Source organism: Rathayibacter sp. VKM Ac-2835, assembly GCF_013266705.1.
Classification (GTDB): Bacteria; Actinomycetota; Actinomycetes; order Actinomycetales; family Microbacteriaceae; genus Rathayibacter.
In genome coordinates, this window is the sequence record NZ_JABSNQ010000002.1 from 475,107 (window position 1) to 494,809 (window position 19,703).

A 19,703-nucleotide genomic window follows, 5' to 3' on the forward strand; every position below is an offset into this window, starting at 1 on the left:
GGGTCGGCGGGTGGATCCGAGCGGCACCGGCCGGAGAGGTCGTTCACGGGTGAACCAGTTATACTTTACTCGTGAATCATCTTGTGTCGAGCAGGTCTCCCGATGACGCCGCGGATGGCGCCCCGGACGCCGTCGACGAGATCCGGGCGGGCTGGCACCGGCTGCGGCCCGAGCTGGACACGACGGCCGTCGACATCGCCGGGCGGCTGATCCGGGCCTCCGCCCTGCTAGTGCGGGCGACGGAGGAGCGGCTCGCGGCCTTCGAGCTGACCCGCGGTGAATTCGACGTGCTGACGACGCTGCGTCGGCTGGCCGCGCCGCAGTCGCCGACGACGCTGCGGACGATCGGCCTCGCCTCCGCTCCCGCCGTCACGAAGCGGCTGCACGCGCTCGAGCGCCGCAGGCTGGTGCTGCGGACCGCGAACCCGGCGGACGGGCGCGGCGCCCTGATCGCGCTGACCGACGAGGGGACCGCCCTGGTCGACGCGGCCTTCCCCGAGGTGCTCGACGTGGAGCGGGAGCTGCTGGCCGCGGTGCCCGAGTCGCTCCGGGAGGACGCCGCCCAGGGGCTGCGTGCGGTGCTCGCGAGCATCGAGGCGGCGCCGAAGCAGTGACCGCGCCTTCGCGCCGCGGCTACCGTGGAGCCATGCGCCTCACGTCCAGCTTCACCGTGGACACGCGGCCGCCGGTGCTGCAGCTGGTCAAGACGGCGGCGGCGACCGTCGTCACCTGGATCATCGCGGCCCTGATCTTCCCGGGGACGCTGCCGGTCTTCGGCGCCATCGCGGCGCTGCTCGTGGTCGCCCCCAGCGTCAACCAGTCGTTCTCGAAGGCGCTCGAGCGCAGCGTCGGCGTGATCATCGGCGTCGTCGTCGGCTCGCTGATCGGCACGCTCTTCGGCGACGAGAGCGTGATCGTCCTCGGCGCGATCGTCGCCGCGATCGCGGTGGGCTGGGCGGTGCGGCTGACGCCCGCCTCCGCCGTGCAGATCCCGATCAGCGCGATGCTCGTGCTCTCGGTCGGCTCGGTCACGCCGAACTACGCCGTCGACCGCATCCTGGAGACGCTGATCGGCGCGGCGGTCGGCATCGTCGTCAACGCGCTGATCGTCCCGCCGATCACGCTCGCGCCGGCGGAGCGGGCCGTCGGCGACCTCACCGCGCAGCTCGCCGCGGCTCTGGACGACCTGGGGGACGTGCTCGAGACGAAGGTCGGCCGGGAGCGGCTCAGCGAGCTGCTGATCAACGCGCGGCTGCTGCAGACCATGCAGACCAAGGCGGAGGAGGCCATCGCCACGGGGGAGGAGTCGCTGCGGCTGAACCCGCGCCGCTCCGCGCACCGCGACCGGCTGCTGGCGCTGGACTCCGTCACACCGCGGTTGGCCCGCATCGTCACGCGGGTGCGCGGGATGACCCGCACGGTGCACGACCTCTACGACCAGGACCTGGTGGGCGAGCCGACGATCAGCGACATCGCGGTGCAGCTGCACCGGGCGGCGCACGACCTGCGGCTGCTCGTGCAGTCCTCGGTCGCGGTGCCCGAGCCGGAGCCGATCACCGACGAGCTGCCGGCGCTCACCGCCCCGCTGGTGATCGTGACGCCGCACCCGGAGCACTGGATCCTGCTGGGGGCGCTCGCCGAGGACCTGCGGCGCATCCGCGAGGAGATCGTGGGCGAGGAGTCCTGAGCGGGCCGCGCTGTCAGCGCGCGGCGGCGGGGGCGTCGAAGAGGTCGGGGCCGGAATCGCCGTCGCCCGCGTCGGTGTCGGACTCCTGCAGGGCGGCCGGGTCGGTCGCCTCGGCGTGCTGGGTCTTGCCCTCGGCGATGAGGGAGTCGTCGTCGACGAGGATGCCGGCGAGCTCGGTCACCCTTCCCCGGATCGCGCCGAGCGGGTCCTCGATCGGGGCGTCCTCCTGCGAGCGGTCGACCTCGTCGTCCGGGAAGCGGCGCAGCTCGGCCTCGTCGCGGTCGGGCTGCGGGGCGCGGGCGTGCTCGACGCAGAGCCGGGCGACCTCCTCCGCGTGGGCGTGCATCACGGAGTGCGAGGCGTCCGGGATCTCCCACGCGCGGGCATGCGGGATCGACTCGGCGACCTCCTCGGCCCACTCCCTCGGGACGAGGCGGTCGAACTCGCCGCGGATGACCAGCGTGGAGGCGCGGATCCTCGGCAGCACGTCCTCGATCCGGTACTGCATCATCTCGGGCAGCACCCGCGAGAACCAGCGCGGGCCGCAGAGAAGGTAGGCCGCGGCGGCGAGGACGGCGACCTGCACCGGCTCGCGGACGCTCGACTGGGCGAAGCGCCAGGCGGCGACGGGGATGCGGCGCTCGTGCGGGTTCATCACCGGGCCGAGGAGCACGATCGTGGTGAGCTCGGGGCGGCGCGCGGCGAGCTCGGCGACGACCTGAGTGCCCATCGAGTGGCCGAGGACGACCGGGTCGTCGAGGCCGAGGTCGTCGATGACGGCGCCGACCAGCTCGGCGTAGTCGCCGATCGTCATGTGCCGGGCGTTCGGCGGGTGCGGGACGCCGCCGAAGCCGGGCAGGTCGAGGGCGTGCACGGGGCCGAACTCGTTGAGCGCCGGGGCGAGCCGCTCGAAGTAGGTGGCGGCGACGCCGATGCCCGGGACGAGGACGAACGTGCGCTCGCCAGTGTGGCCGACGGTGTTGACGCGGGCGTAGACGTCGCCGCGGCGCACGCGAAGGACGGAGACGTCGGTGTTCTTGTAGCGGCGGCGCGGGTCGCGCCGGCGGGAGCGCGTGGTGGAGAAGACGTCGCGCAGGCCGTGACGGACGCTCGAGGCGAGGGCGCGCAGGGGGCGGCCGGGGTAGGGCACGGGCGCCTCCTCGGGTGTGGCGGCGCAGCGGCCTGGCGGGAACGGGTCGGGGGAGAGCCTAGGCGCTGGCCGATCCGCTCAGATCAGCATGTCCTCGGAGCGGTGGAGGATCAGCCGGGCGGGCCCGATGTGGAGGAGGCCGTTGGTGAGCGGAGTGCAGCGGACGCCGCCGCGCCGCCGCATCGCCTTGAAGGCGCCGGGCGCGAGCGAGACGTCCATCCAGGCGCAGGGGTTGGCCGGGCGGCCGCCCTGGAACTCGATCCGCTCGCCGCCCTGCTCCACCGCGAAGGTGCGGCCGGCGAGGGCGTCGATGTCGGCGCCGCGCACGATGATGTTGCGGCGGGTGTCGGCGGGGTCGAACGCGGCACGGCCGAGCTCCGCCGCGACGTGCTCGAGCGACTCGATCGCGAAGAGGGTGACCGCGGCCGTCCGGTGCGCGCGCTGGGCGAAGTAGCGGTCACCGACGATGCCGAGTCCCGCCCGGATCTCGATCCGCTCGGGCTGCTCGTTGCCCTCGGAGGGGATCGGGCCGTCCGCCGGCCGCCCCTCGAACCGGTGCAGCGGCGAGACGACGAAGCGCACGAGCTCGATCGCGGCGGCCTCCATGACTGCCACGGTACGCGGGCCCGGGCGGGCGCCCGCTCGATTCGCGGAGGGGCTCCCCGATGTGTATAGTCGTACCTCGTTGCGTGCGCCCCCCAAGGCCACGCGATGGACTGCGCCCGTAGCTCAACGGATAGAGCATCTGACTACGGATCAGAAGGTTGGGGGTTCGAATCCCTCCGGGCGCACTCTGGTTGAGACAGAACAGGACGGCCCGCTTCGGCGGGCCGTTCTTGGTTGACGGCTGGTTCGGGGTGCGACCTCCGCATCTCCGGACTGAGGTCGTTCGTCCGCTCGCAGACGGCCGAGTTCCGCCTCCGCCTCTGACCAGGGGATGTCGTCGCCGTCCTCCGCCAGCGCCGCGTCGAAGGCCTTCACATCTTCTGCGTCCTCGAGAGCGTCTCTCATTCGCTCGTACTGCTCGGGGCTGATGAGCACGACTTCCGGACGTCCTCGGCGCACGAGGACGACAGTCTCGGTGCGTGAGCGGATGATCAGTTCGGAGAGGTTCGCGCACGCGTCGGTGACGCTGATGGTCGACATGCTTCGAGCGTACGTTCGTCCGTCGGGGCGTCCGCGGTTCGGCGCCGAGGGGCGTGCAGTCCGACGTCCGGGGTCTGCTCGCGGGACGTCGCGCGCCAGCTCGGGTGCGGGGCGGTGGGGGCGCGAGGGGGAGGACTAGCGTCGACGGGGCAGGATCTTGCGCAACTCGGAGACCGGTATCGGGTGGCCGACGGTTGCGGCGATGCGAGCGGCCCAGCATACTCAAAACCACACGACGCAAGGTTTTGGGCGCTGCTCGGCTCTGCACACTCGATGACGAGAGGGAACGATCATGACGACGTCCAGCGGATCCGCGGCGGGGATGCCCTCGGGCATGACCACCGCGACGGCGACAGTGCGGGGGCATCACGCGTTCTCCGAGCCGACCGAGCCGGCGACGAGGGGCTACGTCTTCTGGCTGCTCGCGGCGCAGCTGATCTTCTTCATCGCGCTGCTGGGTCCGGCCGTCGTCGGCATCGGCCTGAAGATCCAGGCGCTCGTGGAGTCGGGCGAGATCGCGCAGGACGGCGCGACCGGTGCCGCGGCGGTGCTCGGCGGCTTCGGTGCCCTCTTCGCCACGATCGCGAACGTCGTCGTGGGCCGGCTCTCCGACCGCACGACGAGCCGCTTCGGCCGCCGCCGGATCTGGATCGTCACCGGCACGGTGCTGATGACGGTCGCCTTCGCGATCATGGCGCTCGCCCCCACCCTGCTCGTCGCCACCGTCGGCTGGTCGCTCGCCCAGCTCGGCGCGAACATGACGCTCGCGCCCTTCACCGCGACGCTCGCCGACCAGGTGCCCAAGTTCCAGCGCGGCAAGATCACCGCGGCGCTCGGGATCGCGCAGAACGTCGGCATCCTCGGCGGCACGTACGTCGCCCAGGCGTTCGCCGGTCAGCTGGTCGTGATGTTCGTCGCCCCGTCGATCCTGGCGATCGTCGCGATGGTCGTCTTCGCGGTCGTCCTGCCCGACAAGCGCCTGCCCCAGGCGCCGCCGCGCGCGACGCTGCGCGACTGGGCCGAGACCTTCTGGGTCAGCCCGGTGAAGAACCCCGATTACGCGCTGGCCTGGTGGTCGCGCTTCCTGATCATCTTCGCGAGCTTCGGCTTCACCACCTTCCGCTTCTTCTACCTCCTCAACCACATCGGCGTCGAGGAGGGCAACATCCCGGCCGTCATCACCACCAGCGTGCTGATCTACACTGTGACGCTGGTCGGCGCGAGCTACTTCGCCGGTTGGCTGTCGGACCGGATCGGCCGCCGCAAGGTGTTCGTCTGGAGCTCCACCGCGCTCTTCGCGGTCGGCACCTTCGCGCTGATCTTCGTGCAGGACATCGGCGCCTTCTACGTCCTCGAGGCGGTCCTCGGCCTCGCCTACGGCATCTACGTCGGCGTCGACCTCGCGCTCGTCGTCGACGTGCTGCCGAACCCCGACGACTCGGGCAAGGACCTCGGCGTCTTCAACATCGCCAACGCGCTGCCGCAGACGCTCGCCCCGCTGGTCGGCGGCATCCTCGTCTACGTGAGCGACCCGACCGGCAACAACTACGGCCTGTGGTTCACGGTCTGCGCACTGGCCGCGGTGGTCGGCGCACTCGTCATCCTCCCCATCAAGAAAGTCCGATAGGCCTTTCTCGGACGTCCATAGGACAGGCTGGTCGGAGACGACAGTCCTGCCCGCACCACCATCACCAGTGAAAGCGACATCGATCATGACTCTGCCCCTGGCCTCCATCCAGCTCTACACGCTGGCCAAGGAGTTCTCCGAGGACCCGAACGGCTCGCTCGAGAAGCTCGCGGCGATCGGCCTGAAGAACGTCGAGGCGTTCGACTTCGTCCGCCGCCCTGCCGAGATCCGCGCCGCGCTCGACGCGAGCGGTCTCGCCTCGCCGACCGGCCACGCTCCGCTGCTCTCCGACGAGCTGTGGACGCCGGACGGCTCCATCCCCACGCCCGCCCCCGAGGTCGTCTTCGAGGCGGCCGCGCAGATCGGCATCCAGACCGTCATCGACCCGTTCGTCTCGGCCGAGCGCTGGCTGACCGAGGACGGCGTCGCGGACATCGCCGACCGCCTGAACAAGGCCGCGGAGGTCGCCGCGACCTTCGGCCTCAAGGTCGGCTACCACAACCACGCGCAGGAGTTCATCGCCTCCTTCGACGGGCAGACCGCGTACGAGCGCTTCGTCGCGACCACCGACGAGCGCGTCGAGATCGAGCTGGACCTGTTCTGGGCGCTGACCGGCGGTCAGGACGGCCCCGCGCTGGTGTCGAAGCTGGGCTCGCGCCTGGTCGCGGTGCACGTCAAGGACGGCATCGCGCCGGCGGAGAACCCGTTCGCTCCCGGCGCCGCGGCCTTCGGCTCGGACACCCTCGATCAGCGCCGCCCGGGCGAGGGCGACGTGCCGCTCGTCGAGGCGCTCGAGGCCGGCGAGGGTGCCATCAAGTACGCCGTCATCGAGTACGACAACGCCCCCGGCGACGTCTTCGCGGACATCCAGGCCAGCTACGACTTCCTCGTGAAGGGCGGGTACGCGGCATGAGCGGCCCCGTCGGGATCGGCGTCATCGGCGTCGGCGTCATCAGCGACACCTACCTCGAGAACCTCGCGTCCTTCCCGGACGTCGAGGTCCTGATCGTCGGCGACCTGCTGCTCGACCGGGCGAAGAGCCAGGCCGAGAAGCACGGCGTCCCCGCCTGGGGCTCGGCCGAGGACGTGCTCGCGCACGCCGGTGTGCAGGTCGTCGTCAACCTGACGATCCCCGCCGCGCACGTCGAGGTCTCGGCCGCGGCGATCGCCGCGGGCAAGCACGTCTGGAGCGAGAAGCCGCTGGGCCTCGATCGCGCCGGCACCGCGCAGCTGCTGCAGGACGCCGCCGCCAAGGGGCTGCGCGTCGGCTCGGCGCCGGACACGCTGCTCGGCCCGGGCTTCCAGACCGCGAAGCGCGCGATCGCGGACGGCGTGATCGGCGAGCCGATGTTCGCGTCCACGGTCTTCCAGACGGTCGGACCGGACCTCTGGCACCCGAGCCCGGCGTTCCTCTTCGCGGAGGGCGCGGGCCCGCTGCTGGACATGGGTCCGTACTACTTCACCGGGCTCGTCAGCCTGTTCGGACCCGTCGCGCGGGTCGCCGCGCTCGGGCGCAAGAAGCTCGAGGAGCGGGTCATCCGCTCCGGACCCGACGCGGGGACCACGTTCCCGGTCGAGGTGCCGACCTCGCTGCAGGTGCTGACCTCGTTCGCGGCCGGGCCGCAGGCGTCGAGCCTGCTCAGCTTCGACTCCGCGCTCGAGCGCCACGGTGTCTTCGAGATCCACGGCACGGAGGGGTCGATCGTGATCCCGGACCCGAACCAGTTCGAGGGGCGCACCGCGTACGTGAAGGCCCGCACCTCGATCGCCGACGGCCAGTGGGGCGAGCAGGAGTGGACCGAGATCGAGCAGAAGGGCACGGTCGTCGGCCGCGGCCTCGGACTGCTCGACATGGTCCGCGCGATCGCCGAGGACCGTCCGCACGTCGCCACCGGCGAGCTCGGCTTCCACGTGCTCGACGTCATGCTGTCGGCGCAGGAGTCGGCCGAGAGCGGCGAGTTCGTCGCGATCGACAGCTCGCTGTCCGCGCCGGTGCCCGCGGTGCCGGTGGACTTCGACCCGTTCGCGCAGACGCTCTGACGCGCTGACGGCGTCGCCGTGGCCCCCGCTCTCCGCGCGCGGAGGGCGGGGGCCACGGCGTGGGCGGAGGGGGGAGTCTGCAGACCCGGCCCTCTGACGGGGATTGGTCTCGATACGCCGCTGCGCGGCTGCTCGACCAGCATGCAGGGCGTGGCTGCTCGACCGGCGTGCAGGGCGCGTCAGGGGGACGGGGTCGTCAGCTCGCGGCGGAGGCGGGCGAGGGTGTCGCGGAGGCGGGTCTTGACGGTGCCGATGGGGAGGTCGAGCTCGGCGGCGATCTCGGAGTGGGACAGGCCGCGGACGTAGGCGAGGAAGAGCAGGTCGCGGTGCTTCGGGGCGAGGCGGCGGATCTCGACGGCGGCGCGGCCGAACTCGCCGACGATCTCGCCACGGGTCTCCGCCTCGTCGATCTCGCGGAGGTAGCTGTGGATCGCGTAGCGGTGGTCGCGCTCGCGGGACGACTGCGCGGCGCGGACGCGGTCGATGGCGCGTCGGCGGGCGATCACGGCGACGAGGTGCTGCTGCTCCTCGAGGACCGCGTGCCGGGCCGCCGAGCGCCAGAGCTCGAAGTAGGTCTCCTGCGCGACCTCCTCGGCCTGCGCGTGGTCCTGCAGGATGCCGACGGTGATCGAGCGGACGCGGCGCACAGTGCGCTCGTAGAGCCGGCGGAACGCGGCGTGGTCGCCGTCGGCGAGGGGCGGGACGACGTCGTCCTGCGCGGACGGGGCGTCGGCGGTCACCGCGCGCCCTGACGACGGTGCGTCAACCGAGCCGGGCCTCGGGGTGCGGACGGAGCTCCTCCGCCAGCCGCTCGAAGGCGGCGACGGCCTGGTCGTTGCTCACCCGGCCGGCGTCGACGCCGTCCGCGACCCGGAGGATCTCGAGCTTGCGGTCAGCGCGGGCGGCGGTGTCCAGGCCCGCCGTGCCGACGGCGGCGGTGGCCCGGACCCGCGCGACGATGGTGCGCACCTGCCAGCGGCGACTGTTGAACGACATCCTTGCGACCTCCTCGATCGACCCCGTGCATCATTCGGAGCCGCGGCTCTGTCCGATGGGTGTCGGGGAGGAGGAGAGGAGTCAGGAGAGCTGGTCCTCGAGGTGGAAGACCTCGGTCAGCTGCAGGAAGTCCGTGTCGGGGGCGCCGTCGAGCTCGACGAAGAACTCGGCCATCTCGGCCTGCCAGCGGGCGTTGACCTCGGTGGCGGCCATCCCGGCGCGGGCGGCCTCGAGGGACGGCGTCTCGAAGTAGCCGATCAGCAGGCCGTCGGGGCGGAGGAAGAGGGAGTAGTTGTTCCAGCCGGTGGCCTTCAGGGCGGCGGCCATGTCGGGCCAGATCGCGGCGTGGCGGCGGGTGTACTCGGGGATGAGCTCCGGTCGCACCTGGAGCTGGAAGCAGACGCGCTGCATGGGGTGGGGCCTTTCGCTCGGATTCGGTGGATCTCGATACGCGCCCTGCGGGCGCTACTCGATCAGCATGAACGGGGGTCGCCCTGCGGAAGCTGTTCGAGCGGCATGCAGCCATGCTGGTCGAGCAGCCGCGGAGCGGCGTATCGAGACCCACCGTGTCATGGACGGTGGATCTCGATACGCGCCCTGCGGGCGCTACTCGATCAGCATGCCGCGATCAGCAGGCCGACGGATCAGAAGTCGAAGTCGCCGATGTTGTCCGCGGTGAAGGTGAACGGGTCGCCCAGGAGGACGGTGCCGTCGGCGTCGACCGTGAAGGAGCCCAGGTCGCCGGCCTCGAAGGTGTCGCCCTCGGCGCCGGTGATGTCGCCGTCGATCAGGGCCTTCGAGGCGTAGGCGGCGAGGTAGCCGAGGTCTCCCGGGTTCCACAGCGCGAACGCGGTGACGGTGCCGTCCTCGACGAACTCGCGCATCTGGTTCGGCGTGCCGAGACCGGTCAGCGCGACCTCGCCCTTGAAGTCCGAGGTGGAGAGGTAGCGGGCGGCGGCGGCGATGCCGACCGTGGTGGGCGAGATGATGCCCTTGAGGTCGGGGTGGGTCTGCAGCAGGGCCGCGGTCTTGTCGAACGAGGTCTGGTCGTCGTCGTCGCCGTAGACGGTGTCGACGAGGGTCACGTCGGGGTGGTTCGCGGTGAGCTCCTGCTCCATCAGCTCGATCCAGGCGTTCTGGTTCGTGGCGTTCGCGGAGGCGGAGAGGATCGCGACCTCGCCGCTGTCGCCGATCTGCTCGGTGATCAGGTCGACCTGCGCCTTGGCGATGCCCTCGGCGGTGGCCTGGTTGATGTAGAGGTCGCGGCAGTCGGCGTTGGTGTCGGAATCGAAGGTGACGACCTTGGTGCCGTTGTCGCGCGCCTCGTTCAGCGCGTCGCAGATCGCCTTCGGGTCGTTCGCCGAGACGACGATCGCTCCGGCGCCCTGCTGGGTGAGGGTGTTGATGTAGGAGACCTGCGCGTCGGGGGAGGCCTCAGCGGGGCCGACCTCGGCGTAGGTGCCGCCGAACTCCTCGATCGCCTTCTCGCCGCCGGCGTCGGAGGTGTCGAAGTACGCGTTGCCGAGGTTCTTCGGCAGGAAGGTGATCGAGTAGTCGCCGGAGCCTTCGCCGGAGCCGGAGTCGCCGCCGGAGTCGCCGTCGGAGGCGGAGCAGCCGGTCGCGACGAGCGCGACCGAGACAGCCAGTGCGGTGAGGGTGCCGAAGCGGCGCCCACGGGAGGAGAACATCATCGTCTGCCTTTCGTCGAGGTGCTGTGGGGGTGGTGCGGGGTGGTGCGGGTGCTGTGCCGGTGATGCGGGATCAGGGGCGTCTCCTGCCCGAGCGCCGCAGTCGCGACAGCCAGGCCAGGAAGCTGGTGGACACCACCGAGAGCACGAGCAGCACTCCGGTGATGATGTTGATGACGTCGGAGGTGACGTTCGCGAGGCGCAGGGCCGAGGCGATCACGCCGATCAGGATCACGCCGGCGATCACGCCGTGCAGGGCGCCGCGGCCGCCGAAGATCGAGACGCCGCCCAGCAGGACCGCCGCGATCACCTGCAGCTCGAGCCCGGTCGCGTTGTCGCCGCGGGCGGAGCCGTAGCGCAGCGTGTAGTAGATGCCGGCCAGCGCGGAGACGGCGCCGGAGACCACGAACAGGATGAACTTGGTGCGGTTCACGTTCACGCCGGAGAAGATCGCCGCCTCGTCGTTCAGGCCGATGGCGAAGACGCCGCGGCCGAAGCGGGTGGAGTGCAGCACCACCGCGAAGACGATCGCCAGGATCGCGAACGGCAGCACCACCAGCGGCACCGGGCCGACGAGCTTGGCCTTCGCGAGGTCGGTCCAGAACTCGGGGAAGTCGGTGACGGCGGTGGTGCCGAGCAGTCCGACGGCGAGCCCGCGGTAGAGGGCGAGCGTGCCGATGGTGACGGCGAGCGAGGGCAGCCCGACGACGGTGACCAGGAAGCCGTTCAGCGCTCCGCCGGCGGCGCCGGCCACGATCGCGATCAGCGCGGCGACCTCGAACGGCACTCCGGCCTGGTGCAGCGTGCCGGTGAGCACGCTCGCCAGGCCCACCGTGGAGGCGACCGACAGGTCGATCTCGCCGGTGATGATGATCAGCGTCATCGGCAGCGCGATCAGCAGTGTCGGCGCGATGTCGAGGAACAGGTAGGTGATGGTGATCGGCTTGTCGAAGCTCTTCACCGAGGCGGAGGCGACGACGATCACGAGGATCAGCAGCACGACGATGGCCGTCTCGCGGCTGAAGAGGATCCGCTGCCAGGCCGGGCGGGCGTAGTCGCGGTACTCGCGCGCGGTGCGCACGGCGGTGGTGTCGGTGACGAGGCTCATCAGGAGTCGTCCCTCTCTTCGAGGAGCTTGCGGGACTGTCGGAGGGAGAGCACGCGGTCGAGCACGATCGCGCCGATGATCAGCACGCCGACCACCGCCCGCTGCCAGAAGTCGGGCACGCCCAGGATCGGCAGGGCCCGGTTGATGGTGAGCAGCAGCACGGCGCCGATCGCCGCGCCCCAGACCGTGCCGGAGCCGCCGAAGATCGCGACGCCGCCGATCACCGCGGCGCCGACCGCGTCGAGCTCGTAGCCGGAGCCGGCCTGCGAGTTGACGGTGCCGTAGCGCGCGGCGTAGAGCACGCCGGCCAGGCCGGTCAGCGCGCCGGAGACGACGAAGGCGACGAGGATGCGCCGGGTGACGGGCAGGCCGTAGAGCCGCGCCGCGTCCGGGTCGGAGCCGATCGCGTAGAACTCGCGGCCCGCGCGCTGGTTGCGCAGGTACCAGCCCGCGGCGACCAGCACGACGAGGGCGATGATCGTGAGGTACGGGATGGTGAGGAACTGGCCGGTGCCCAGGGCGAGGAAGTCCTTGGGCATATCGGACGCGTTGATCCGGTCGCTGCCCGTCCAGGCGACGTTGATGCCGCGGTAGGCGTAGAGCGTGCCGAGGGTGATCACCAGCGCCGGGACCTTCGCGAACGCGACGAGCGCGCCGTTGATCAGCCCGAGCAGTCCGCCGAAGACGACGCCGGCGGCGAAGACCGCGAGGATCGGGATCCCCGGCACGTCCAGGAACAGCCGGCCGGTGAGGTAGGCGGTCAGCCCCAGGATCGAGCCGACCGAGAGGTCGACCGAGCGGGTGATGATCACGATGGCCTGGCCGACCGCGATCAGGATCAGGATCGACGGGGTCAGCAGCAGGTCGCGCCAGCCGTCGGGGGAGAAGAGGAAGGTCGGGTTCTTCGCGGTCGTCGCGATGACGACGAGGACCAGCGCGAGCAGGATTCCCGTCTCGCGGGCCCGGATGAAGGAGCCGAAGCCGGAGGAGAAGGCGTTGGGCTTCGCGGCCGGCACGCGCTTCTGCGCCGGCGCCTGGGCGGTGCTCATGCGGCTGCCCCTCTGGTGGCGGCGAGCATCACGGTCTCGCTGGTGGCGTCGGAGCGGTCGAGCTCGGCGGTGATCCGCCCCTCGCGCATCACCAGGACGCGGTCGGCCATGCCGAGCACCTCGGGCAGCTCGGACGAGATCATCAGGATCCCCATTCCCTCCCCGGCGAGCTGCGAGAGCAGCCGGTGCACTTCGGACTTGGTGCCGACGTCGATGCCGCGGGTCGGCTCGTCGATGATCAGGACCTTCGGATCCGTGGCGAGCCACTTGCCCAGCACGACCTTCTGCTGGTTGCCGCCCGAGAGGGTGCCGGCGACGGTGTCGAGCGCGTCGGTCTTCACCTCGAGGCGCGCGGCCCAGTCGCGGGCGGCCGTGTTCTCGCGGCGGCCGGTGATCAGGCCGCCCTTGGACAGCGACTTCTGGATCGCCATCGTGATGTTGCGCGAGACGGAGGAGTCGAGCACGAGGCCCTGCTTGCGGCGGTCCTCGGGGACGAGCGCGAGCCCGGCGCGCATCGCGGCGGAGGGGCTGCCGGCCGGGATCCGGCCACCGGCGAGAGTGACCGAGCCGGAGTCGTACGGGTCGACGCCGAAGACGGCGCGGGCGACCTCGCTGCGGCCGGCGCCGACGAGGCCGGCCAGGCCGACGATCTCGCCGGCGCGGACGGTGAAGGAGATGTCGTGGAAGACGCCGGCCGAGGTGAGGCCGGCGACCTCGAGCAGGACGTCGGTGATCTCGGTCGTCTGCTTGGGGAAGAGCTCGGTGATGTCGCGGCCGACCATCTCGCGGACGATGCCGTCGACGGTGGCGTCGGTGGTGGCGGTCGTGGAGATGTAGGCGCCGTCGCGCATCACGGTGATGGTGTCGCAGAGCGAGAAGACCTCGTCGAAGCGGTGCGAGATGAAGATCAGCGCGCGGCCCTCGTCGCGGAGCGACCGGGCGACGGTGAAGAGGCGCTCGACCTCGACGCCGGAGAGCGCGGCGGTCGGCTCGTCCATCACGAGGACCTTCGCGTCGAGCGAGATGGCCTTGGCGATCTCGATGATCTGCTGGTCGGCGATGGAGAGGCCCTCGGCGGGGCGGTCGGGGTCGATCCGGACGCCGAGGCGCTCGAAGAGGCCGACGACCTCGGTGCGCATGGCCTTGCGGTCGATGCGGCCGAGGCGACCGCGCGGCTGGCGGCCCATGAAGATGTTCTCGGTGACGCTGAGATCGGGGAAGAGCGTCGGCTCCTGGTAGATCACGGCGATGCCCGCGGCCTTCGACTGCGCGGTCGAGGAGAAGTCGACCGGCTCGCCGTCGAGGAGGAACTCGCCCGCGTCGCGCTGGTGCACTCCGGCGATGATCTTCACGAGCGTCGACTTGCCGGCGCCGTTCTCGCCGACGAGGGCGTGGATCGACCCGCGGTGCACGGCGATGGTGCCCGAGCGCAGCGCGACGACGGCGCCGAACGCCTTGACCACGCGGGCGAGTTCGAGTGCGGGTGGCGGATCTGATGCCACGGGTGGTACCTCCTCATCGAGGGGAATCGCGATCAGGTCCCGGCTTCGGATGAAGAGGACCTGAATCGATTCATCCAGCTTCATCGCTACTATAGGGACGCTGAGCCGGAGCGGTCAACGCGGAAGGCGGCTCGGCGTCCCAGGGGAGGCGAAGTGGCGCGAGTGAGCATCCGCGACGTCGCCCTGCGCGCCGGCGTCTCGGTCGGCACGGTCTCCAACGTGCTCAACCGGCCGGACGAGGTCTCCGACGACTCGCTCGCCCGGGTGAACGCCGCCGTCGAGTCGCTCGGCTACGTGCGCAACGATGCCGCGCGCAAGCTCCGCAACGGCGTGAGCTCGACCGTCGGCTTCGTGGTACTCGACGGGCAGAACCCGTTCTTCAACGACGTGGTCCGCGGGGCCGAGGACGAGGCGTCCCGCCACCAGATCGCCGTGCTCTACGGCAACACCGATGAGGACCCGTCGCGCGAGCGGCAGTACCTCGACCTCTTCGAGGAGCAGCAGGTGCGCGGCGTGCTGATCGCTCCCTACGGCGACATCTCGCAGCGGCTGGAGAAGCTGCGCGGGCGCGGGGTGCCGGTCGTGCTGGTCGACCGCTTCAGCGGCGACGGCCGCTACAGCTCGGTCTCGGTCGACAGCGTGGCCGGCGGGCGGATGGCGGCCGAGCACCTGATCGCGACCGGGAGGCGGCGGCTCGCCTTCGTGGGCGGGCCGTTCGAGATCCGCCAGGTCACCGACCGGCTCGCGGGAGCGCGGGTCGCGGTCGAGAACAGCGACGCCGCGGTGGACCTCGAGGTGGTCGCGACGACGGCGCTGACCGTCGCGCAGGGGGTCGCCGCCGGGGCGCGCATCCTGGCCCGGCCGCGGCGCGACCGCCCCGACGCGCTCTTCGCGGCCAACGACCTGGTCGCGCTCGGGCTGCTGCAGGCGCTCGCCGTGGACGGGCGGATGCTCGTGCCGGAGGAGATCGCGCTGATCGGCTTCGACGACATCTCCTTCGCCGCGGCCGCCGCCGTGCCGCTGTCCTCGATGCGGCAGCCGAGCTCGGTGATCGGGCGGACGGCGCTGCGCGTGCTGCTGGAGGAGGCGGCGGACCCGGAGCTGATCCCGCGGCAGACGGTGTTCCTGCCGGAGCTGGTGGTGCGGGCGTCGACGCGGGCGCGGCGCTGAGGGGGAGGCCCCGGATCCGCCCCCGCTAGCGTGGACGGGATCGATCGGCCGGATCCGAAGGAGCATCTCCATGACCGAAGCACGCCAGGACACCGTCACCGCCGCGTCGGTGCGGCACCTCCCGTGGGCCGCCGAGCGCCGGGAGCCCGCGATGAGCAACACGGTCGACCGCCACGACCGCTGGCGGCTGACCAGCCGCTCCGTGCTGCGCGACGGCCGGCCGTTCGTCCCGGTGTCGGGCGAGCTGCACTGCAGCCGCGTGCCGCGGGCGCGGTGGGAGGAGCGGCTGCGGCTGATGCGCGCGAGCGGCGTCACCGTCGTGGCGTTCTACACGATCTGGATCCACCACGAGGAGGTCCGCGGCGCCCGTCGCTTCGACGGGGACCTCGACGTCGGCGCGTTCGTCGACCTGTGCGCCGAGGTCGGGCTGGACGTCGTGCTGCGCGTGGGGCCGTGGTGCCACGGCGAGGTCCGCAACGGCGGGTTCCCCGACTGGGTGCAGGACGCCGACGTGCGGCACCGGACCGACGATCCCCGCTACCTGGCGCTCGTCCGGGACTGGTTCGGCGCCCTCGGCGGCGAGCTGGCCTCGCGCTGCGGGCCCGGCAGCAACGTCGTCGCGATCCAGCTCGAGAACGAGATCTACGACCAGCCCGAGCACATCCGGACGCTGAAGGGCCTGGCCCGCGAGGCGGGACTGACCGCGCCGATCTGGACGTCGACGGGCTGGGGCGGCGCGGACCTCCCGCTGGACGAGGTCCTGCCGCTCTTCGGCGGCTACGCCGACGGCTTCTGGGTCGAGTCGGACTCGCCGTGGGACACCACCTTCCGCGACCACTTCTTCTTCAGCCACCAGTGGGACGACCCGGGGATCGGCGCGGACGTCCGCGGTGCGACCGACGCGGTGACGCCCCGCGCCCCCTCGCTCGACTACCCGCCGGCGACCTGCGAGCTCGGCGGCGGTATGGCCACCGCCTACCACCGGCGCCCGGCCGTGCAGCCGCTCGACATCGCGGCGGTCGCGCACACCAAGATCGGCAACGGCTCGGCCTGGCAGGGGTACTACATGTACGCCGGCGGGACGAACCCGCGTGGAGTGACGGTCGACGGGCTGCAGGAGTCGCAGGCCACCGGCTACCCGAACGACCTGCCGCGGTTCGACTACGACTTCCGCGCGCCGATCGGCGCGAGCGGGCGGCCGTCGCCGACGCTCGCGCTGCTGCGGCGCCAGCACGCCTTCCTCGAGGCGTTCGGCGAGCGGCTCGCGGAGATGCCGTCGACGCTGCCGGACGAGCTGCCCTCGAGCCAGCAGGACACGGACACCCTGCGCTGGGCGCTGCGCAGCGACGGGACGAGCGGCTTCGTGTTCGTCACCTGGCACCAGCCGCACGAGCCGCTGCCGGAGCACCCGGGTGTGCTGCTCGAGGTCGGCCTGGACGACGAGACCGTGCGGTTCCCCTCCGTGAGCACTGCGGTGCCGGCGGGGACGCTGGCGGTCTGGCCGGTCGGCCTGACGGTCGGCGGGGTGCGGCTGGACTGGGCGACCGCGACGCCGCTGACGCTCCTCGACGGGGCGGAGCCGACGCTGGTGCTGGTCGCGGCGCGCGGCGTCACCGCGGAGCTGGCCTTCGCCGAGGGCGCGGAGCTCGAGGTCGACGGCGTGCGGCAGGACGGGCGGATCCTCCGGCTCGACGTCGACGAGCCGGTGCTGGTGCGGGCGCGCGGCGCGGGCGGAGCGTGCTCGGTGCTGATCCTGTCCGCGGAGGCGGGCGACGAGGCGTCGGTGCTCGTCGAGGCCGGGCGCCGCCGCCTCGTCCTCTCCGAGGATCCGGTCTGGACGGACGGCTCGGGCCGGATCGCCGGCGACCTGCGGCACGGCAGCCGTCCGCCGCGCGCCTGGGACGTCGAGCGGCAGCGCTTCGTCCCCGTTCCCGGATCCGCCGCATCACCGCGGGGCGCGGTCGAGGTCGGCGTCGCGCTGGTCCGCGAGGGTGCCGGCGTGCCCGCCTCCTACGGCGAGTCCGCGGGGCGCGCCTCCGCGCCGCGGGACGCCGACTTCGCCGCCGCGGCGGTCCACCGGCTCGACGTCCCCGCACTCGATTCCCGTGCTCGGCGCCGGGAGCTCGAGATCCACTGGGCCGGCGACGTCGCGCGGATCCTCGTCGGGGGCGAGGTCGTGGCCGATCAGTTCTGGGACGGCGGGCCGTGGGTCCTCGACCTCGACGAGCTGGGCGCCGGGGCGGTCGGAGCGGGAGAGATCCTGCTGGAGATCCTGCCGATGTCGCCCGAGGCGCGGATCGGCCTGACCGGGAGCGCGGAGGAGCGCCGGCGCCGCGACGCGTCTCCTCTCCTCGAGCTCGGCCCGGTCACGGTGGCGCACTGGTACCGCTGGACCGAGGACTGACCGGCGTCCAGGTGGCGTGCACGCCCGGAATCTAGGGTGGGAGGATGACCTCCTGGAGCGCCGCAGACATCCCCGACCAGACCGGCAGGACGTTCGTCGTCACCGGTGCGAACAGCGGACTGGGGGAGGCGACCGCGCGGGCGCTCGCCGAGCACGGCGCCCACGTCGTCCTCGCCTGCCGGACCGTCGAGAAGGGCGAGCGGGCGGCCGAGCGGATGGGCGGCGATGTCGTCGTCCGGCGACTCGACCTCGCCGACCTCTCCTCGGTGCGCGAGTTCGCCGAGGCGACCGGGCCGATCGACGTGCTCGTCAACAACGCCGGCATCATGGCGGTGCCGGAGGGGCGCACGGCGGACGGCTTCGAGCTGCAGTTCGGCACCAACTTCCTCGGACCGTTCGCGCTGACCGGGCTGCTGCTGCCGCGGATCGCCGACCGGGTGGTGTCGCTCTCGAGCCTCGCGCACCGCTTCGGCACCCTCGACTTCGACGACCTGAACTGGGAGCGCCGCCGCTACAGCCCGTGGCCGGCCTACGGGCAGTCGAAGCTGGCCGACCTGGTCTTCGCGTTCGAGCTGCACCGGCGCCTGCGCCGGGCGGGCTCGAGCGTCGGCTCGATGGCCGCGCACCCCGGCATGTCGGTGACCGAGCTGCACACCCACGCGACGGCGGGACAGGGCGCGCTGATGGGCACCCTGATGCGCACGGTCGGGCAGAGCGGTGACGACGGCGCGCTGCCGACGCTGCTCGCGGCGACCTCGCCCGACGCCCGCTCCGGCGCCTACTACGGACCGGGCGGCCTCGGCGAGGTCCGCGGGGCGCCGCGCCAGGTGAATCCGAACCGCGCGGCCCGCGACCGCGACCGCGCGCGCCGGCTCTGGGACCGCGCCGCCGAGCTGACGGGGGTGTCGCCGCTCGACGCGAGCTGAGCGCGCCCACTCCTCCGTACACTGGCGAGCGCGCGGGAAGCCGCCGCCGGACCCCGAGGAGCACCGTGGCAGCACGACGAACGACCGCCGCCGCGACGCTGCACGACGTCGCCCGTGCGGCGGGGGTGTCCCTGGCCACCGCGTCGCGCGTGCTCAACGGCAGTGCCCGCAAGGTGCAGGGGGAGTACCGCGAGCGGGTCGAGGCGGCCGCGGCCGAGCTGGGCTACTCCGCGAACCCGGCGGCGCAGGCCGTCGCGCGGGGGACCACCTCGACGATCGCGCTGCTCGTCAGCGACATCACCGACCCCTACTTCTCGGGCATCGCGTCCGGCGTCATCGGCGCCGCCGACGCGGCGCGGCTGGACGTGCGCATCGCCGTCACCGACCGCGACCCGGACAAGGAGCTCGGCCTGGTGCGCTCGCTCCGCGGCGGGCGGCCGCGGGCCATCGTGCTCGCCGGCAGCCGCTTCGCCGCCGACCGCCACCGCGACGCGCTGATCGCCGAGCTGCAGGCCTACGAGGCGTCCGGCGGGCGGGTCGCGATGATCAGCCAGGGCGGGCTGCCGTTCCCCTCGGTGCAGGTGGACAACCGCGCGGGAGCCCGGGCGCTCGCCGCGGCGCTCGCCGAGGCCGGCTACCGGCGCTGCGCGATCGTGCGCGGTCCGGAGGCGGTGCTCACGTCGTCGGACCGGGTCGCGGGATTCCTCGAGGGGCTGGCTGCGGCCGGTGTGAGCGTCGATCCGAGTCTCATCGTCGAGGCGCCGCTCACCCGGGACGGCGCGTTCGACGCGGCCGCCGCGCTGCTGGCCGGGCTCTCCGCTGACATCGACCTCGTCTTCGCCGTCACCGACCTGATGGCCGTCGGCGTCGCCTCCGCGATGCGCGCGGCCGGGGTCGAGCCCGGCGCGGGCATGGGCGTCGCGGGTTTCGACGACGCGCCCATCGCGGAGGACGTGCACCCCGGGCTGACCACGGTCGCCGTGCCGCTGGCCGCGCTCGGCGAGCGGGCGGTCGCCGCGGCCCTCGGCGACGAGGCCGACGGCGCGTCCGTCGAGCTGCCGACCCGCGTCGTGCTGCGGGCGAGCACCCCGCGGCGGACCGCGCCGGCCGCGTAGCGCGCGCACCCCGCCTCTGCTGGTCGAGCAGCGCGTCCTCGCTGAGCAGCCCGCGCAGCGGGTCGTACCGAGCGGAGAAGCCGCTTCGCGTCTCG

Annotated in this window: 19 protein-coding genes and 1 tRNA gene; 10 read left to right on the forward strand and 10 right to left on the reverse strand. The window is 72.3% G+C overall.

The window, feature by feature from the left end; genetic code table 11:
• The first annotated feature begins 71 nt into the window (after positions 1-71).
• Positions 72-614, forward strand: a complete 543-nt coding sequence (locus HRK28_RS20815; protein ID WP_173251325.1) for a MarR family transcriptional regulator — start codon at positions 72-74, stop codon at positions 612-614.
• A gap of 32 nt (positions 615-646) precedes the next feature.
• Complete coding sequence (locus HRK28_RS10055) at positions 647-1,687, forward strand: aromatic acid exporter family protein (protein WP_173251326.1); 1,041 nt, start codon at positions 647-649, stop codon at positions 1,685-1,687.
• Between the two features lie 13 nt (positions 1,688-1,700).
• Here the strand turns inward: HRK28_RS10055 and HRK28_RS10060 are convergent, their stop codons facing one another.
• Positions 1,701-2,837 carry an alpha/beta hydrolase gene (locus HRK28_RS10060; RefSeq protein ID WP_173251327.1) on the reverse strand — a complete coding sequence of 379 codons (1,137 nt, stop codon included), beginning with the start codon at positions 2,835-2,837 and terminating at the stop codon, positions 1,701-1,703.
• A gap of 78 nt (positions 2,838-2,915) precedes the next feature.
• Positions 2,916-3,443, reverse strand: a complete 528-nt coding sequence (locus HRK28_RS10065) for an MOSC domain-containing protein (RefSeq protein ID WP_173251328.1) — start codon at positions 3,441-3,443, stop codon at positions 2,916-2,918.
• 112 nt (positions 3,444-3,555) lie between these two features.
• Here HRK28_RS10065 and HRK28_RS10070 point away from each other — a divergent pair.
• Positions 3,556-3,628: transfer RNA gene (locus HRK28_RS10070), tRNA-Arg, on the forward strand.
• Here the strand turns inward: HRK28_RS10070 and HRK28_RS10075 are convergent.
• Positions 3,594-3,983 (reverse strand): type II toxin-antitoxin system Phd/YefM family antitoxin, encoded by a 390-nt coding sequence (locus HRK28_RS10075; protein ID WP_173251330.1) that lies wholly within the window; start codon positions 3,981-3,983, stop codon positions 3,594-3,596. The genes HRK28_RS10070 and HRK28_RS10075 overlap by 35 nt on opposite strands.
• Positions 3,984-4,275: 292 nt before the next feature.
• On the opposite strand from HRK28_RS10075, the gene HRK28_RS10080 reads away from it, so the two are divergent.
• The 3 genes from HRK28_RS10080 (at position 4,276) to HRK28_RS10090 (ending at position 7,650) form a co-directional block, all read left to right on the forward strand.
• The gene (locus HRK28_RS10080; RefSeq protein WP_217274644.1) at positions 4,276-5,610 is read left to right on the forward strand and encodes an MFS transporter; all 1,335 of its coding nucleotides are present in this window, start codon (positions 4,276-4,278) and stop codon (positions 5,608-5,610) included.
• Between the two features lie 85 nt (positions 5,611-5,695).
• Positions 5,696-6,523: a sugar phosphate isomerase/epimerase gene (locus HRK28_RS10085; RefSeq protein ID WP_173251332.1), complete on the forward strand. Its 828-nt coding sequence runs from the start codon at positions 5,696-5,698 to the stop codon at positions 6,521-6,523.
• Positions 6,520-7,650 carry a Gfo/Idh/MocA family protein gene (locus tag HRK28_RS10090; protein WP_160090837.1) on the forward strand — a complete coding sequence of 377 codons (1,131 nt, stop codon included), beginning with the start codon at positions 6,520-6,522 and terminating at the stop codon, positions 7,648-7,650. Before HRK28_RS10085 ends, HRK28_RS10090 begins: the two co-directional genes overlap by 4 nt.
• 179 nt (positions 7,651-7,829) lie before the next feature.
• On the opposite strand, the gene HRK28_RS10095 is transcribed toward HRK28_RS10090, so the two are convergent.
• From HRK28_RS10095 to HRK28_RS10125, 7 genes are all read right to left on the reverse strand, one after another.
• Complete coding sequence (locus tag HRK28_RS10095; RefSeq protein WP_160090836.1) at positions 7,830-8,390, reverse strand: sigma-70 family RNA polymerase sigma factor; 561 nt, start codon at positions 8,388-8,390, stop codon at positions 7,830-7,832.
• A 22-nt stretch (positions 8,391-8,412) separates the two neighbouring features.
• Positions 8,413-8,646 (reverse strand): hypothetical protein, encoded by a 234-nt coding sequence (locus HRK28_RS10100; RefSeq protein WP_160090835.1) that lies wholly within the window; start codon positions 8,644-8,646, stop codon positions 8,413-8,415.
• A gap of 81 nt (positions 8,647-8,727) precedes the next feature.
• Entirely contained in the window at positions 8,728-9,057 is a 330-nt protein-coding gene (locus HRK28_RS10105; RefSeq protein ID WP_160090834.1) for an L-rhamnose mutarotase, read from the reverse strand.
• Between the two features lie 233 nt (positions 9,058-9,290).
• A complete protein-coding gene (rhaS, locus tag HRK28_RS10110; protein ID WP_160090833.1) occupies positions 9,291-10,337 on the reverse strand; it encodes a rhamnose ABC transporter substrate-binding protein in 1,047 nt (348 codons plus the stop codon).
• A gap of 70 nt (positions 10,338-10,407) precedes the next feature.
• Positions 10,408-11,442, reverse strand: a complete 1,035-nt coding sequence (locus HRK28_RS10115) for an ABC transporter permease (protein ID WP_160090832.1) — start codon at positions 11,440-11,442, stop codon at positions 10,408-10,410.
• Complete coding sequence (locus tag HRK28_RS10120; RefSeq protein WP_173251333.1) at positions 11,442-12,491, reverse strand: ABC transporter permease; 1,050 nt, start codon at positions 12,489-12,491, stop codon at positions 11,442-11,444. Before HRK28_RS10120 ends, HRK28_RS10115 begins: the two co-directional genes overlap by 1 nt.
• Complete coding sequence (locus HRK28_RS10125; protein ID WP_367948388.1) at positions 12,488-13,993, reverse strand: sugar ABC transporter ATP-binding protein; 1,506 nt, start codon at positions 13,991-13,993, stop codon at positions 12,488-12,490. The genes HRK28_RS10120 and HRK28_RS10125 overlap by 4 nt, the downstream gene beginning before the upstream one ends.
• Before the next feature lie 153 nt (positions 13,994-14,146).
• Here HRK28_RS10125 and HRK28_RS10130 point away from each other — a divergent pair, with 153 nt between their 5' ends.
• The 4 genes from HRK28_RS10130 (at position 14,147) to HRK28_RS10145 (ending at position 19,608) form a co-directional block, all read left to right on the forward strand.
• On the forward strand, positions 14,147-15,163 hold the full coding sequence (locus HRK28_RS10130; protein WP_160090829.1) for a LacI family DNA-binding transcriptional regulator: 1,017 nt from the start codon (positions 14,147-14,149) through the stop codon (positions 15,161-15,163).
• A 70-nt stretch (positions 15,164-15,233) separates the two neighbouring features.
• Complete coding sequence (locus HRK28_RS10135; RefSeq protein ID WP_160090828.1) at positions 15,234-17,567, forward strand: beta-galactosidase; 2,334 nt, start codon at positions 15,234-15,236, stop codon at positions 17,565-17,567.
• A gap of 44 nt (positions 17,568-17,611) precedes the next feature.
• Positions 17,612-18,493, forward strand: a complete 882-nt coding sequence (locus HRK28_RS10140; protein ID WP_173251337.1) for an oxidoreductase — start codon at positions 17,612-17,614, stop codon at positions 18,491-18,493.
• Positions 18,494-18,558: 65 nt separating this feature from the next.
• Positions 18,559-19,608, forward strand: coding sequence for a LacI family DNA-binding transcriptional regulator (locus HRK28_RS10145; protein WP_173251339.1), 1,050 nt, complete (start codon positions 18,559-18,561; stop codon positions 19,606-19,608).
• The last annotated feature ends 95 nt before the right edge of the window (positions 19,609-19,703 follow it).